16 protein-coding genes, 1 tRNA gene and 1 pseudogene are annotated in these 14,336 nt (G+C 66.7%); 14 read left to right on the top strand and 4 right to left on the bottom strand.

The window, feature by feature from the left end; genetic code table 11:
* The first annotated feature begins 50 nt into the window (after nucleotides 1-50).
* Nucleotides 51-554: a MarR family winged helix-turn-helix transcriptional regulator gene (locus G6W55_RS04875; RefSeq protein ID WP_175519655.1), complete on the top strand. Its 504-nt coding sequence runs from the start codon at nucleotides 51-53 to the stop codon at nucleotides 552-554.
* Nucleotides 555-602: 48 nt separating this feature from the next.
* On the opposite strand, the gene G6W55_RS04870 is transcribed toward G6W55_RS04875, so the two are convergent.
* On the bottom strand, nucleotides 603-2,144 hold the full coding sequence (locus G6W55_RS04870; RefSeq protein ID WP_175519501.1) for an MFS transporter: 1,542 nt from the start codon (nucleotides 2,142-2,144) through the stop codon (nucleotides 603-605).
* Between the two features lie 103 nt (nucleotides 2,145-2,247).
* On the bottom strand, nucleotides 2,248-2,901 hold the full coding sequence (locus tag G6W55_RS04865; protein ID WP_175519500.1) for a TetR/AcrR family transcriptional regulator: 654 nt from the start codon (nucleotides 2,899-2,901) through the stop codon (nucleotides 2,248-2,250).
* 362 nt (nucleotides 2,902-3,263) lie between these two features.
* On the opposite strand from G6W55_RS04865, the gene G6W55_RS04860 reads away from it, so the two are divergent.
* The 3 genes from G6W55_RS04860 (at nucleotide 3,264) to G6W55_RS04850 (ending at nucleotide 5,076) form a co-directional block, all read left to right on the top strand.
* A complete protein-coding gene (locus G6W55_RS04860; RefSeq protein ID WP_175519499.1) occupies nucleotides 3,264-4,598 on the top strand; it encodes a M6 family metalloprotease domain-containing protein in 1,335 nt (444 codons plus the stop codon).
* A gap of 82 nt (nucleotides 4,599-4,680) precedes the next feature.
* A tRNA-Arg gene (locus tag G6W55_RS04855) sits at nucleotides 4,681-4,753 on the top strand.
* 101 nt (nucleotides 4,754-4,854) lie between these two features.
* Nucleotides 4,855-5,076 carry a hypothetical protein gene (locus G6W55_RS04850; protein WP_175519498.1) on the top strand — a complete coding sequence of 74 codons (222 nt, stop codon included), beginning with the start codon at nucleotides 4,855-4,857 and terminating at the stop codon, nucleotides 5,074-5,076.
* Nucleotides 5,077-5,127: 51 nt separating this feature from the next.
* Here G6W55_RS04850 and G6W55_RS04845 read toward each other — a convergent pair whose 3' ends face one another.
* Nucleotides 5,128-5,919 carry a GntR family transcriptional regulator gene (locus G6W55_RS04845; protein ID WP_175519497.1) on the bottom strand — a complete coding sequence of 264 codons (792 nt, stop codon included), beginning with the start codon at nucleotides 5,917-5,919 and terminating at the stop codon, nucleotides 5,128-5,130.
* 109 nt (nucleotides 5,920-6,028) lie between these two features.
* Here G6W55_RS04845 and G6W55_RS04840 point away from each other — a divergent pair, with 109 nt between their 5' ends.
* The 6 genes and pseudogenes from G6W55_RS04840 (at nucleotide 6,029) to G6W55_RS04815 (ending at nucleotide 11,922) form a co-directional block, all read left to right on the top strand.
* Nucleotides 6,029-6,436: an NUDIX hydrolase gene (locus G6W55_RS04840; RefSeq protein ID WP_175519654.1), complete on the top strand. Its 408-nt coding sequence runs from the start codon at nucleotides 6,029-6,031 to the stop codon at nucleotides 6,434-6,436.
* A gap of 46 nt (nucleotides 6,437-6,482) precedes the next feature.
* A complete protein-coding gene (locus G6W55_RS04835) occupies nucleotides 6,483-6,899 on the top strand; it encodes an ATP-binding protein (RefSeq protein ID WP_175519496.1) in 417 nt (138 codons plus the stop codon).
* Nucleotides 6,893-7,285 (top strand): hypothetical protein, encoded by a 393-nt coding sequence (locus tag G6W55_RS04830; protein ID WP_175519495.1) that lies wholly within the window; start codon nucleotides 6,893-6,895, stop codon nucleotides 7,283-7,285. Before G6W55_RS04835 ends, G6W55_RS04830 begins: the two co-directional genes overlap by 7 nt.
* Before the next feature lie 569 nt (nucleotides 7,286-7,854).
* Nucleotides 7,855-8,073 (top strand): annotated as a pseudogene (locus G6W55_RS38480) (transposase); the annotation flags it as partial.
* 278 nt (nucleotides 8,074-8,351) lie between these two features.
* Nucleotides 8,352-10,637, top strand: a complete 2,286-nt coding sequence (locus G6W55_RS04820; protein WP_254876099.1) for an AIPR family protein — start codon at nucleotides 8,352-8,354, stop codon at nucleotides 10,635-10,637.
* Between the two features lie 535 nt (nucleotides 10,638-11,172).
* Nucleotides 11,173-11,922, top strand: coding sequence for a hypothetical protein (locus G6W55_RS04815; RefSeq protein ID WP_175519493.1), 750 nt, complete (start codon nucleotides 11,173-11,175; stop codon nucleotides 11,920-11,922).
* Between the two features lie 98 nt (nucleotides 11,923-12,020).
* Here G6W55_RS04815 and G6W55_RS04810 read toward each other — a convergent pair whose 3' ends face one another.
* Nucleotides 12,021-12,290, bottom strand: a complete 270-nt coding sequence (locus G6W55_RS04810) for a barstar family protein (RefSeq protein WP_175519492.1) — start codon at nucleotides 12,288-12,290, stop codon at nucleotides 12,021-12,023.
* Between the two features lie 137 nt (nucleotides 12,291-12,427).
* On the opposite strand from G6W55_RS04810, the gene G6W55_RS04805 reads away from it, so the two are divergent.
* From G6W55_RS04805 to G6W55_RS04790, 4 genes are all read left to right on the top strand, one after another.
* Nucleotides 12,428-12,694 (top strand): hypothetical protein, encoded by a 267-nt coding sequence (locus G6W55_RS04805; protein ID WP_175519491.1) that lies wholly within the window; start codon nucleotides 12,428-12,430, stop codon nucleotides 12,692-12,694.
* A 47-nt stretch (nucleotides 12,695-12,741) separates the two neighbouring features.
* Nucleotides 12,742-13,059: a hypothetical protein gene (locus G6W55_RS04800; protein WP_254876098.1), complete on the top strand. Its 318-nt coding sequence runs from the start codon at nucleotides 12,742-12,744 to the stop codon at nucleotides 13,057-13,059.
* Between the two features lie 65 nt (nucleotides 13,060-13,124).
* On the top strand, nucleotides 13,125-13,502 hold the full coding sequence (locus G6W55_RS04795; RefSeq protein WP_175519490.1) for a DUF6153 family protein: 378 nt from the start codon (nucleotides 13,125-13,127) through the stop codon (nucleotides 13,500-13,502).
* 110 nt (nucleotides 13,503-13,612) lie between these two features.
* Complete coding sequence (locus tag G6W55_RS04790) at nucleotides 13,613-14,218, top strand: DUF305 domain-containing protein (protein ID WP_175519489.1); 606 nt, start codon at nucleotides 13,613-13,615, stop codon at nucleotides 14,216-14,218.
* Nucleotides 14,219-14,336 lie beyond the last annotated feature (118 nt).

Here is a 14,336-nt window from a genome sequence, read left to right as displayed (position 1 = left end):
TGGTTTAAAGTTCAAGGAGGAGCCGTCTACACAGTGAAGTGGTGGAGTACATGAAGAACGCGTCCGCCGACGGGCCCCAGTGGCTCACCGCCGAGGAACAGCTCGTCTGGCGGTCCTACCTCCATGCCACCACCCTCCTGGAGGACCACCTCGACCGCCAGCTCCAGCGGGACGCGGGCATGCCGCACATCTACTACGGCCTGCTGGTCAAGCTCGCCGAGTCCCCCGGGCGCCGGCTGCGGATGACCGAGCTGGCCATGGACGCGAAGATCACCCGGTCCCGTCTCTCGCACGCCGTCGCCCGCCTGGAGAAGAACGGCTGGGTGCGCCGCGAGGACTGCCCCTCCGACAAGCGCGGCCAGTTCGCCGTCCTGACCGACCAGGGCCTGGAGGTCCTCGGGCGGGCCGCGCCCGGCCATGTCGCCGTCGTCCGCGCCGCGCTCTTCGACCGGCTCACCCCCGAACAGCAGAAGTCCCTCGGCGAGATCATGGAGATCGTCGCCGAGGGACTCCAGCCCAACGAAGCGGGTGCGGACCTGCCCTGGCTCCGCTAGGTCCTGACGACAGGGCCTGGAGCAGGTCCTTCAGAGGATCTCAGAGGATCAGTGGGCCATCACCGGCACCGCGCCCTCGGCCTCCTGGTCGCCCGAACCGGCCGTCGCGCCCGCGCCCAGGTCGGGCTTGCCGGCGTTGACGAGGGTGAAGGCGATCGCCGCGGCGGCCACCAGGATCCCGACGGCGAACCAGATCGCGCTGGTGTAGCCCTCGACCATGCCCTCCAACTGCACGAGCTGCTGCTGCGGCCGCGAGGTGGCGGAGGCGATGTGGTCCTTGATGTACGCCGTCGTCGCGGACGCGGCGATCGTGTTCAGCAGGGCGGTGCCGATCGCGCCGCCCACCTGCTGCGAGGTGTTGACCATCGCGGAGGCGACACCGGCGTCACGCGGCTCGATGCCGTACGTGGCCAGGGACATCGCCGGCATGAACGCCGTACCCATACCGAGGCCGAGCAGCAGCATCGCCGGCAGCAGGACGGCCGCGTACGAGGAACCGATCTCCAGACGGGTCAGGAACAGCATGCCGAGCGCGGCGACCAGGAAGCCCGGGCCCATCAGCAGCCGCGGTGCGACCCGGGTCATCAGCCGGGTGCCGATCTGGGTGGAGCCCGTGATCATGCCCGCGATCATCGGCAGGAAGGCGAAGCCGGTCTTGACCGGCGAGTAGCCCTTCACGATCTGGAGGTAGTAGGTGAGGAAGAGGAACAGGCCGAACATCGCGATGATCGCGAGGCCGAGGGAGAGGTAGACACCGCCGCGGTTGCGCTCGGTGATGACCCGCAGCGGCAGCAGCGGGGCCTTGACCTTCGACTCGACGACCACGAACGCGGCCAGCAGCACCGCCGAGGCGACGAACATGCCGACGGTCACGGAGTCGCTCCAGCCGTCCGACTCGGCGCGGGTGAAGCCGTAGACCAGCGAGACCAGACCGAGCGTGGACAGGACGACGCCCGGGATGTCGAGCGCGGAACGGTTGCGGCCGCCCTCCGGCTCACGGATGACGAAGTACGCGCCGGCCGCGGCGACGATCGCGAACGGGATGTTGACGAAGAACGTCCAGCGCCAGTCCAGGTACTCGGTGAGGAACCCGCCGAGGATCAGACCGACGGCGCCGCCGCCACCGGCGATCGCGCCGTAGATGCCGAACGCCTTGGCGCGCTCCTTCGCGTCCGTGAACATCACGGCGAGCAGCGAGAGCGCGGCGGGCGCGAGCAGCGCGCCGAACGCGCCCTGGAGCGCGCGGGCGCCGAACATCATCGCCTCGTTGGTGGCCGCGCCACCGAGCGCGGAGGCCACGGCGAAGCCGCCCAGACCGGTGACGAAGGCGCGCTTACGGCCCCACAGGTCGGCGATCCGGCCGCCGAAGAGCAGCAGACCACCGAAGGCAAGGGCGTAGGCGGTGACGATCCACTGCCGGTTGCCGTCGGAGATGCCGAGGTCCTGCTGGGCGGAGGGCATCGCGATGTTCACGATGGTCGCGTCGAGGACGACCATGAGCTGGGCGATGGCGATGAACGCCAGGGCCTTCCAGCGGTTGGGATCGGGAATGCCGGTCGCGCCGGACGCCTTCTGGGCTGTTTGAGACATGGAGGTACCCACTTCGGGACTTCGTGACGGAAAAAAGGTGAGATAAGGGGCGGCGCGTCGGTAGGGACGGCCGTACGAATGACTAGCTAGATGACTGGTTGGCTCACTGGGCCTGGCGCAGATCCTCCATGGTCACGGCCGTGCCCGGCAGGGCGGAGCGGGCGGGGGCCCGCAGCCCGTCCAGGAACAGTTGGAGATGCCGGTGGACGAACCGGTCGGCGCTCAGGCAGGCGGTGCCCGCCGGGGGCCGGCTGAGCTGGGCCACCGCGATCATCAGGTCACCGACGCCGACGTCGGTCCGGAGCTGCCCGGCCTCCTTGGCGCGGTCCATGACCTGCTCGATGATCTGCTCGGCACGTTCGCGGGCGGCCTCCAGGTCGGGGTGGTGCTGGTCGAAGGTGCTGGCGACCATCGGGCACAGCGCGCTGATCCGCTCGTCGGCGGCGGCGTGCACGAACCGTTCCAGCGCCCCGAACGCGTCGCCCGACTCGGCGAGGGCGAGCTGACCGGCCTGGACCGTACGGTCCAGCACCGAGCAGACGACCTCGCGAACCAGTGCGTCGCGGTCGGGGAAGTTGCGGTACACCGTGGCGTTGCCGACGCCGGCCCGGCGGGCGATGTCGTCGAGCGGGACGTCCGGGCCCAGCTCTACGAACATCTCGCGGGCGGCGGTGACGATCCGCTCCCGATTGCGCAGAGCGTCGGCGCGGGGCCGGGGTGCCTTGCGCACGGCGGGGGTCGCGGTCGCGGTCTCCACGGCGTACTCCTCGGGTCTCGGAGGCTCTCGGATCGGATGGCTCGGATGGAACGGGTGGAACGGGTGGAACGGGTGGAACGGGTGGAACGGATCCGGGGATCCACTCCCCGTTTCACTCGGACACAGGGCTAAACGGGGAGGGGGTCCCCGGTTATTTCCCGAACGGAGAACTTTTCTGATGTGACGTGGATCACGCATGCCGAGGAGGCCGTGAGGGCGGCCTCAGGGTCGGCCGCAAAGTCCTCATACCTCCCGGTAACCCACGATCGGCCCTCCCGGCGCGCGGACCGCGACACGCCGACAGAGGGTGAATGCGAGGGTGCAGCCGGTGACGGTGGCTGCCTGGAGCGAGAGGCCCCTGCATGCAGCCGCAGCCCGAGACCGAGCGTCCCTCCCCGGCCGCCGCCGGGGAACCGCTCCGCCGACGGATACGCCCGCGCCGCGCCGCAGCCCTCGCCTCCGTGACCGTCCTGACCCTGGCCGTCAGCACCTCCGCCGGCACCGGCCGGCTCACCCCGCCCGCCGGATCCACCCCGGCCGGCGCCGGCCCCGTCTCCCTGGCCCGCTCCTCCGCCCTCGCCCCCTGCATGATCACCGGCGACGCCGCCGTACAGATGTCGGAGGGCGTCCCCACACCCGGCGGCTACGCGCGCTCCACCGGCACCGTCCGCGCCCTCACCCTGATGATCGACTTCCCGGACGCCCCCGGCGAGGGCAGCGCGCGCTCCCGCTACGAGGAGTTCTTCCCGCAGACCGGAGAATGGTTCCGCACCGCGTCCTACGGCCGCCTCGACTACCGCGCCGAGACCCCGATCAAGCGCTGGCTGCGGATGCCGAAGCCGTTCCGCGCGTACGGCATAGAGCGCGGCGCGCCCTTCGACCCCGGCTACCGCGAACTCGTCCAGGACATCGTGGCCGCCGCGGACCCGACGGTGGACTTCCGCGCGTACGACCTGCTGAACGTGCTGGTGACCCCGAACGCGGGCCCGTCCGCGCTGGACACGGTCCTGTCGGTGACGTTCGCCGGCAACCGCGAGGCCCCGGTCGCCGACGGTGTCCCGGTCGCCAACGCGTCCTTCGTCTACTCCCGCCAGGACGACGGCTCCGGCTCCTACGACCGCACCGGCTACCGCGTCCTCCCCCACGAGAACGGGCACGTCTTCGGCCTGCCCGACCTCTACACCCAGGAGGGCGGGGGCGCGGTCGGCCACTGGGACATCATGAGCGAGGACTGGGGCGCCAACAACGACCTCCTCGGCTGGCACAAGTGGAAGCTCGGCTGGCTGGACGCGACCCAGATCGCCTGCGCGGCCCAGCCCGGCACGACGACGGAGTACACCCTCACCCCGCTCTCCCGCACCGGCGGCCCCAAACTCGTCTTCGTCCCGACGGGCCCCCGCACCGGCTATGCCGTCGAACTGCGCACCCGCGGCGGCAACGACGAGACGGTGTGCCGCCCCGGCATCCTGATCTACAAGGTCGACGCCGACGTCGACACCGGCATGGGCCCGGTGACCGTCTACGACTCCCGCACCGACAGCGGCGGCTGCACCCGCAGCCCCAACGTCCACGCGGAACTCTCCGACGCCCCGTTCGCCCCCGGCGAGTCCTTCCTCGACCGCAAACACGACATCCGCATCACGGTGACGGCGGCGGACCTGAAGGGGGATTACCGGGTGCGGGTGAGGAGGGGTTGAGCGGCTGAGCAGCCGGCTAACGCCCGCCCACCTGCCGAACCACACCCGCTACACTGTCGGCGGTGACGCAACCGTCACTGCCGCCTTCGTAGCTCAGGGGATAGAGCACCGCTCTCCTAAAGCGGGTGTCGCAGGTTCGAATCCTGCCGGGGGCACGGGTCAGGGGCCAGCTCAGGAGGACTTCCTCCGAGGCTGGCCCTTCGCGCTGGGCGATCGGCCTACGGCCGCTGTCGGACCCGTCCGCCAGACTCCCCCCATGCTCACCGCGACAACCGGCCGGGGCCACGTGGTCAAACGCCCCTCGAAGGCGACCATCGGAACCATGCTCGCCAACCTGCGACGCGGCAACGAGCACCTGGTGCCCGCACGCACAGCCACCGAGCTCTGCCAGACCAAGACCGTCTCACAAGAGAAGGTGATGCACGCCCTCCTCAACTGGGCGTCCGACAAACCGAACTGGCATGACGGCTTCATGTGAACCAACATCGGCAACATGCTCACGCCGGACGCCTGATGACCGGTGAGGCTCTCAGGTGGCGGGGAGTTGGTAGGTCAGGACGTAGGCGTCGGCTGCCATGACGGTGTCGCAGACTTCGACGGCCCGCCCTTCGGCGTCGAAGGCAGTGCGGATGAGGTGGATGACGGGCACGCCGGCCGCGAGGTGGAGTGTCTTGACTTCGCTGGGTGTGGGCATCCGGGCGCGGATCTCCTCGTCGAAGTGGTCGAGGTGGTGGCCGAGTTCTTCGAGTCGGGCGTAGATGCCGCCGGGCCCGGGGTTGGGTTCGGCGATCTGCGTACCGCGCACGATGTCGAGCGGGAGGTAGGAGGTGGCGAACTCGACGGGCCGCCCGTCCAGGAGATACCGACGCCGACGCGCGAGCACCCGCCGCAGGGAGCCCAGCCGGGCGGAGACATCGGGGCCGGCCTTCTCCTCCTTCACCTCAAGGCTGTCGACCTGGGGATGGCCACCGGCGGCGTCCGCTTCCACGAGGAACGCGGACTTGCCCTCCTCCCGGTGACGCCGGGCGAACCGGTCGGAGGCGAGGCGCCGCACCGGCGGCCGCGGTCGCACGAACACGCCCTTGCCGTGCTCGGCGTGCACCAGCCCCTCACCGATGAGGACGGAGAAGGAGTTGCGGACGGTCATGCGGGACACCCCGTAGTGGTCCACCAACTCGGCCTCGGAAGGCAGCTTCTCGCCCTCCCGGAACCGCCCACGGCCGATGGCGTCGCGGAGTTGGTCGGCGATCTGCCGGAAGACCGCACGATCACTCGTGGGGTCGAGATCGCCGAGGAGGCCGGAGGGAAGCGAGGGGCTCACGCATGTACTCCTTTAGATATCTAGACGAGTGGGTGAGTGTGGTTGCTACGGTGGTGAGCCTAGCCATCCGAGAGGGCCCAGGAACGTGAGCACACAACGCCCGCACTCCGTGAGCGTGGCCGGCGTCGTCGTCGACGACCGGGGCCGGGCCCTGCTCATCCAGCGCCGCGACAACGGCAAGTGGGAGCCCCCGGGCGGCGTCCTCGAACGCGAGGAGACCATCGGCGAGGCCCTGCAACGCGAAGTCCTGGAAGAGACCGGGGTGAAGATCGCCCTCCCCGCGACCCTGACCGGCGTCTACAAGAACATGAGCGGCCTGATCGTCTCCCTGGTCTTCCGCTGCGAGGCCGCCGACGGCACCCCCACCACCGGCGACGAGACCCGCGCCCTGCGCTGGGCCACCCGCGAGGAAGTCGCCGAACTCGCCGACGAGGCATACGCGATCCGCGTCACCGACGCACTCGACGCGGCGTCTCCGCCGGCCGTCCGCGCCCACGACGGCGTGAAACTCGTCTAGCCCGAACCCGCTGCACATGGCGGCCTATGAGCATGGAGGAACTTGTATGCACGAGTATATGAGTACGGTGCGAGTCTGGGGCCTGTCCTGCCCGGGCTTCCCGGAAGAGGTCAGCCGGGCCCGCCGCTGGACCCGCGACATCCTGCACGGCTCCCCTTTAGCCGACGACGCCGAACTGATCGTGAGCGAGTTGAGCGCGAACGCGATCCTCCACACGGCCAGCGGCCGGGAGTCCGGCAGCTTCCACCTGGCCGTAGCCGTGTCCGCCCAGGTGGTTGCTGTTTCGGTGACGGACGACGGAGGTACGGGCACGGCCCCCAAGGCCGAGCACCAGAACCAGGACGCCGAAGGCGGCCGCGGACTCGGCATGGTCAGCACACTCGCCCACCGAATCGTCGTCCACCAGAGCAAGGCCGGCCACACGGTCACCGCGGAACTCTTCACGAACGGCCACTCATGCTGAGGGCGACGACCCGGCCCGGCTTCTGGTGCGAGTGCTGGACGCGAAACCTGGACGACGGACATCCGCCAGCGCTCTTCGGCTCCTACGCCGCGTACACCGAAGTCGAGGCGAACAACTGGATCTCCACGATCCTGCGCACCATCTCACCAGCACTCGACACGGACGCGTCACAAGCAGCATGGGAACGGCTCCACGACCACCGCGTAAACACCCGACGAGCCCTGCTGCACCGCATGCCCTGGACGGTGTCTGTCACCCACGCCCGCACACACATCACCTGGACCGTGAGCCCAGTGAACTACCTGCCACTCGCACACCGCCAGAGCACCGAACTCCCCATGTGCGCACACACCTTCAAGCCCCTCGGGCCCCGAACGACGGACTGAGTTACAACTTTCCCTACTGGTTTCGAGGCGGCTCGCGCCACTCCCCGCGCGGCCCGGCCCCTGGCCGGGCCTGCGCTCCTGATGGCGTCGTAAGCCGTTGGTCTTGTTCCTGCTGGCAAACGTCTTGAGTGAGCCGACATGCGGTGATCCGTAGCCGCTCCTGATGCCTGACCTCCCGCGACAGAGTCGGCCCCGCAGGCCGGCTTACTCGTTCGTTCCAAACCGTGCGAGGGTGGCGGGGCCGGACCGCGCTCTGGCCTTCGTCCCGCGCGGACCACACCCGCCACGCCCACCGAAGGACACAACAGCGGCCTCGATGGCTCGTGGTCCAAGCCGCCGCCAGGGAACACCTCTCACCGCTGGGAGAACTCCAGTTCCGCTGCTGACCGAAACTCCTGACGACCGGTGGGATTGCGAACGACCGATCGGATGACAGGCCCTTCCCACGACATCGCCCTGCTCGACAACACCGGCATCCTCCTCGCCAAGCTCCGCAGCGATGACAGCCCCGGGGGTCTGACCCAGCTCCTCGACCTCCTGGCCCTCCACGGCAACCCGATCCCGTCGCCATCGAAACCTCTCACGGACTCCTCGTCACCTACCTGCGCGCCACCGGTCGGCCGATTTACGTCATCAGCCCGCTCACCGCCGCCCGCTACCGCTACTCACTCAGCCGCAAGAAGTCCGACCACCTCGACGCCAAAATCCTGGCCCACATCCTGCGCGCCGATACCCCCGAACACCGCCCCTTGCCAGCCGACAGCCACCTTGCCCAGGTCACCACCGTCCTGGCCCGAGCCCAGCAGGACGCTGTCTGGGACCACGTACAGAACAGCAACCGGTTGCGCCCCACCTGCGCGAATACTTCCCTGTCTTCCTCAGCGTCTTCAGGAACTTCCGCGAAGGCCTCGCCTTCTGTCGCACCCTGCTCGCCGCAACACCCACGCCTACGCATGCCGCACAGCTCACCCGCCCGCAACTGCGAGCCATCCTCAAAAGGGCCGGCCACCAACGTGAGCTCGCCAGCGAAGTCGGACGCCTCCACGGCAGACTGCGCGAGCCTCAGATGCATCAGCCACCCCTGGCCAAGAAGGCGATGGGCACCAAATCCCTCGCCTTGCTGCGGCAGTTCGAAGCGGCCTGCACCAGAGCCGACGAGCTGGAGGCTGCGGTCGTCGACGCCTTTACTGCACCCGAGGATGCCGAGATCGTCACCGGCTTCCCCGGCCTCGGCCACCTCACCGGCGCCCGCATCCTGGCCGGGCTTGGCGACGACCACACCCGCTTCACCACCGCCCGCGCCCTCAAGGCCTACGCCGGATCCGCCCCCATCACCAGACCCTCGGGACGCAAGACCACCCTCCTGGCCAGGCATTCGCCTCGGCTGGCCGCATCTGGGCCTTCGCCGCCCTCACCGCATCAGCCGGAGCCCGAGCCCACTACGACCACCGCCGCACAGCCGAGGAGCGCCACGTCGCAGCACAACGCAATCGGGCCGCGACCGTTGAGCGGTCCTTCATCAAAGAAGGGGTACATCGTGGCTTTCCTGGCCCTCCAACAGCCCGCGAATCCGGTACATTTACCCCTCTCAGGGAGGGGCACGATGACCGACGCCTTGGATGCCGCACTTGCGCAGCGTGACGATCTCGACCAGTACGGCTCTGCGAAGCGAATGCTGTTCGCTTTGCAACTATCACTCGATTTGGAAGACATCCATAGCGTCGCTGCTACAGCCCTGACAGATGGACCTGATGACAAATCGTGTGACTTGGTCTACATCGACCGCGACTCGCGATCGATGGTTCTTGCTCAAGGCTACGAAGCAACCAAGGTAAACCAAACGCAAGCCCCACTTGCGAAGGCCACTTCACTGCACCAGGCCGTGAATTGGCTCTTTGGTTCACACTCTGAGAACGATGTACCGCAAAGGCTGCGTAGCGCTTGGAAGGAACTTCACGAGGCGCTCACGGACGACGCCATCGACTTCATTGATGTCTGGTTCGTTCACAACCTGCCTGAAAATCACCAGATCGCTGAAGAGTTGGACGCGGTAGCGAAGGCTACTTACGGGATTATCGCAGCCCGATACAACGTCGACGGAATGTCCGTAGTGGGTACAGAGGTTGGCCGCGAAACGCTATCAGACAGGTATGAAGGATCTCGGACACCTATTCTCGTCGGGGATGAATTCTCCATCCCCGTAAGCGGCGCATTCACCGAGAATGGGGAGAATTGGTCGGCGCTGTGCGCTAGCATTCCGGCATCCTGGCTGCGCTCTCAATTCTCTGAACACCGGGAGCGGCTCTTTTCGGCCAACATTAGGGGCTACCTCGGAAGCACTCGCTCGCAGAGTAATATTAATAATGGAATTCAAGCTACGGCCCGCACGCAGCCTGGGCGGTTCTGGGCTTACAACAATGGCATTACAGCCCTTGTTCACTCGTTTGATTACTCTGGTGGCAATTCGGTAAAGATCACCGGTATTGCTATCGTGAATGGCGCCCAGACTACGGGTGCGCTCGGCTCAACCGACAGTGAAAAAATGGAGGAAGTCAAACTTCTCGCCCGCTTCATCAAGTGTGACGACTCGGCCACCGTCCAGGACATCATTCGCTATAATAACCGACAGAATCCGACCCAGGCGTCCGATTTCCGCAGCAATGACCGGGTGCAGTCGAGGCTCGTAAGAGAGTTCGCCGGCCTCGGTGTCGTTGGTTACAACGGGGGGCGTAGAGGCGGAGCGGAAGATGTTATCCGACGTCCAGGCGAGAATCAGCTTGCAGCCACGGTGGCCGCTCAGGCGCTGGCATCCTTTCATGGACGTCCGGATGTTGCGTACCATGAGAAGGGGCAGATCTGGGAGCAGGATGCAATCTATAGCACTGTTTTTCCGGAACGCGTCAGTGCACGCCACATCCTTTTTGTGTACAGTCTTCTGCGTGCTCTTGAACAGAGCAAGACGGGCCTAAGTTCTCGATCTGGGGCAGTGCAAACCCAGCGCGACCAGGATCTGGCAAAATGGTTCGGCATGCGAGGATCCACATTCCTTGCCGTCACCGCAATTGGCGCATCAATCGAGAGTGTTCTGAACGTTCCGATTCCCGATAGGTACAGCCTAGAGTTTTCGAAGAATCTGGCTATCCCCAAAGCGGTCGAGGCCTGGCTCCCAGTTACCAAGGCGCTCTTGGCGCTGGCGCCCAATCAGCTTTCCGCCCCTCTTTCCAGCACCGGAGGACTGCGCAATCGGGCGGCTGTCGACTCTGCGATTAGCACATTCACGGCTGTCGTTTCCGCCACCAGTCAGGTAAACGAGCCCATCTATTCTGCATTTGCTGAAATAGTGAAGGCGTAGGCGGGACTTTCCTGATTCTCGTCAGATGCTTCTCGCGGTTCAGGAGTGAACGGATCAGGGATTCTCCACCTATTCTCTCTCTATCGAAAAGCGGTTCGCGTACCTGACTCTCCCGCACGGACCTGCCGCCATGGCTTGCTCTGATCGACAGCATGGCAGCCTGGCTGAGGCCGATGGAGGTGCGTCGACTGCACACCCGTGCGTGGGCAGTCGGCGCACCCGCCGTCGTGACTGACTTTCGTCGGCTGAGGCTCCGACACTCCCGGACTTCGCCAAGGAACCTCTTTAGGTGAAGAGACCGTGCCATTCGGGTGCCAGATCCTGCGGGGAACAGCGGGGACTGGTCCCAGGTACAACCAGGGCTCCAACACCACTTCGCCACAGGTCAGCGCAACAACCGCCGCCAAGAAGCTCAAGCTTCCCAAGCTGAGGGCTGGCCCCTGCTCCGCCCCCGCGGCCACCCAGCCGGAGTCTTGGCAAGGGCTGCTGGCAGCATATGGGCAAGCGACCAGATCTCGCTGGCAGACTGCGGCCAATGAAACAGCCTGCCCGTCCGCCTTTGATCCCGCAGCCCATGCGCTCGCTCCGCGGCAACGAGCCAATCATCGGCGTCCCGGACGCAACCGTTGTCGACTTCTGGCGGTTCGCCATGCCAGACATCCGTATGAACAACACACGCGGCCTGTTCGCCGAATTCCTGGTGCACCAGGCAATCGGATCCCACGAGCCCCGTGTGGAATGGGCCAGCCACGACGTCGAGACCAACGACGGACTGCGCATCGAAGTCAAGGCCAGCGGCTACCTACAAGCCTGGGAACAACGGACACCGTCTCAAATCCGCTTCAGTGGGCTCCGCGCTCGCACGTGGTCACCTGATGACGGTTACTCAGGCGCCAAGTCGTGCAACGCCGACGTCTACGTCTTTGCTGTCCAGACCGCCCGTGAACACGCTGCCTATAACCCACTCGACACAGCCCAGTGGGAGTTCTACGTACTCCCACACCCAGTAGTCGCCGCCCTGGACGCAGATAGTGCCAGCCTGGGCGCGGTTCGCGCGGCGGCGGGCCCACCAGTGTCCTTTGCCACCCTCAGTGACTGCATCCGATCGGCTGATCCCCGCCCCGGCGCCACCGGCGACTGGCGGGATCCTCCTGCCACAACCGTGCCAGATACAGGGGTCAAGCACGGTCAACACCGGTGCCCCGCAGTCGAGTACTCACCCGCAGCCCTGGCCGACGAAACCGCAGCTCAGCCGAAGGATGGCACATCGCCACCCGCGCCGTAGAGGACATCAACGCTTTTTAGTCGCTCGGCAGACACGGACGCTCCTTCGATCACCTCGGGAACCTGCGTGTTATGCCTGCACCCGGAGATCGCTCATAGCTAGGCATACTCGGCGACGAAGTCCGGGCGGTATGCGGCTCGGTAGTCGTCGAGCGCCCGCTGAAGCATGGCGGCCCCGCGGGGAACGTGGGCCGCGAGCTGGTCCCAGCCGAGGAAGCGCACATGGTCGGGGATCCAGACCAAGCCGGTGATCGAGTCCCAGAAGGCATCCCAGTTCATGCCGTAGAAGCCCGGGAAGCCCAACTCCCGCATCAGGAGCAGGTGCAGGGCGCGCTCGTCGGTCACCTCGCTGACGTCAATGGTGATCACGGCGACATGCTTGCACGTGGTTGTGCCGTTCCGACATCCACGAGCACGGGCGGCGCAACCAGCAGCCGCGTGCGGCACCGGTTCGCGAGCCGTAGAACGACCGGGGAGAACCTCACCACGCACGGCATACTTGAAGTATGGCGACTCGGAAGATCACCATCACCGTGCCGGAAGAGCTGGTGGAATCGATCAAGGAACGCGTCGACGCGCGCGGGGTGTCCAGCTACATCGCCGCCGCAGCCGCGCATCAGGACGCCCTGGACCGACTGCGCGAATTGGCCGAACGCATCGAAGACGAACACGGCGCAGTGACGGACGACGAGCAGCAATCAGCGCTGGACCGCATCGCAGCTATGGACAGTTGGCACGACGGGCAGCGGCCACATTCGGACGAGGTCGCCTGAGCCGTACGGGCCGGGTAAAGCTGCACCGTCCGCCACAGCGCGTCTTCGTGTTCGACTTCGAGGCTCTCTCCAAAGCGGTTCAGGGCGATCGGGAGATGACTGCGCTGATCAAGGCTGCTCCACGGCTCGACATCCCGATCATCGCCTCGGCCCTCACGACCTTGGAGGCGTGGGATCCACGCGAAACGTCGCGGCAGGCACTGTGGAACTGGACTCTGTCCCGGATTCGCGTAGTACACACGGACGACCAGGTGATCGCCATGGCGCGCGGCATGCTGAGGGCAGCCGGCCCGCACGGGCACAAGTACGCCATAGACGCCGACCTGGCAGCCGTGTCCGGCCGGGAAGCCGCGCAGGGAGCGTAGGCGACCGTCTTCTGAGGGGCCTCGGCTGTCGCGCTAGTCGCAGCACATGACCGTACGATGCGGGCATGACCACAAGCCTGGTGTTCAGGAGTCGCCCCGGTGGGCGGTTCCTGGTGCTGGTGGTCATGGTGGTGCTCTGTGGGTTGTTGGGTATGCATGGGCTTGCTCCCGGTGGGGTGCCGGAGGGGCACTCGATGGTGATGGCTCAGGCCGCCGTCGGGGAGCATGTGGACGACGGTTGTTCGCACACCAGTGATCACCTCGATCACGCTGACGGCACCTGTGCGGCCGCCGGGATCGGCTCGTCGTATGCGCCGCCGGCACTGAGTGCGGCCATTCTCGACGTGCCTGTCTCTTCCGCCTTGTCCGTCGATGCGCCCGCTTCGGCCGAGAGCGGGCGGGCGCCGCCCGATCTGTCCGAACTGCAACTTCTGCGGATTTAGAGCTGCCCGCACGGCGCCGGCCTCTGAGCCGTGTCGTGCTCGCGCACGCCCTGAAATCCGCGAACCCCGCGTGGCCTGTCGTGGTCGCGTGTGAAGGAGTTGCATCTTTCATGAACAGTAAGCGTTTCCTCGTTCGGCATAGCGTCGCGGTAGTTGCCGCCGGTGCTGCGGCGCTCGTTCTGGTCGCCTGTGGTGGTGACCGCGACGGCGACGGCGGGAAGGCCGCGTCGGCGTCCGCCGCCCAGAGCACGTACGGCGCGGCCGACGTCGCGTTCGCCAAGGGGATGATTCCCCACCACCGTCAGGCGGTGGAGATGGCCGGGCTCGCCGCCGGGCGGGCCCAGTCGGCGGAGGTCAAGAAGCTCGCCGAGGGCATCGCGAAGGCCCAGGGGCCCGAGATCGAGACCCTGTCCGGTTGGCTCGCCTCCTGGGGTGAGGAGGTGCCCGCCCCCGGCGCCATGGATCACTCCGGGCACGGCGACGTGCAAGGCATGATGAGTGGTGAGGAGATGGGCCGGCTCCACGACTCCTCCGGTGCCGCGTTCGACACCGCCTTCCTGCGCATGATGATCGAGCACCACAAGGGTGCCGTCGCCATGGCCGAGACCGAGCAGGCGGACGGTGCGTACGCCCCCGCCAAGGCGATGGCCGGGGACATCATCACCTCGCAGACCGCGGAGATCACCCGGATGAGCGCCCTGCTCGGCCAGGACTGATCGCGGGTGCGGGGCGGGCTACGTCGCCGTCTGCCCGCCCCGTGCCCTTCTCCGGCCTGCCGACCTGCCCCAGTAAGCGCATGCTGGCCTCTGTCATACTCGTGAAGCTTTCTTCACA

This window comes from Streptomyces sp. CAI-85 (assembly GCF_013363615.1).
Taxonomy (GTDB): domain Bacteria; phylum Actinomycetota; class Actinomycetes; order Streptomycetales; family Streptomycetaceae; genus Streptomyces; species Streptomyces antibioticus_B.
Note: the sequence above shows the minus strand (reverse complement) of the source record. Positions and strands in the feature narration are given on the sequence as shown.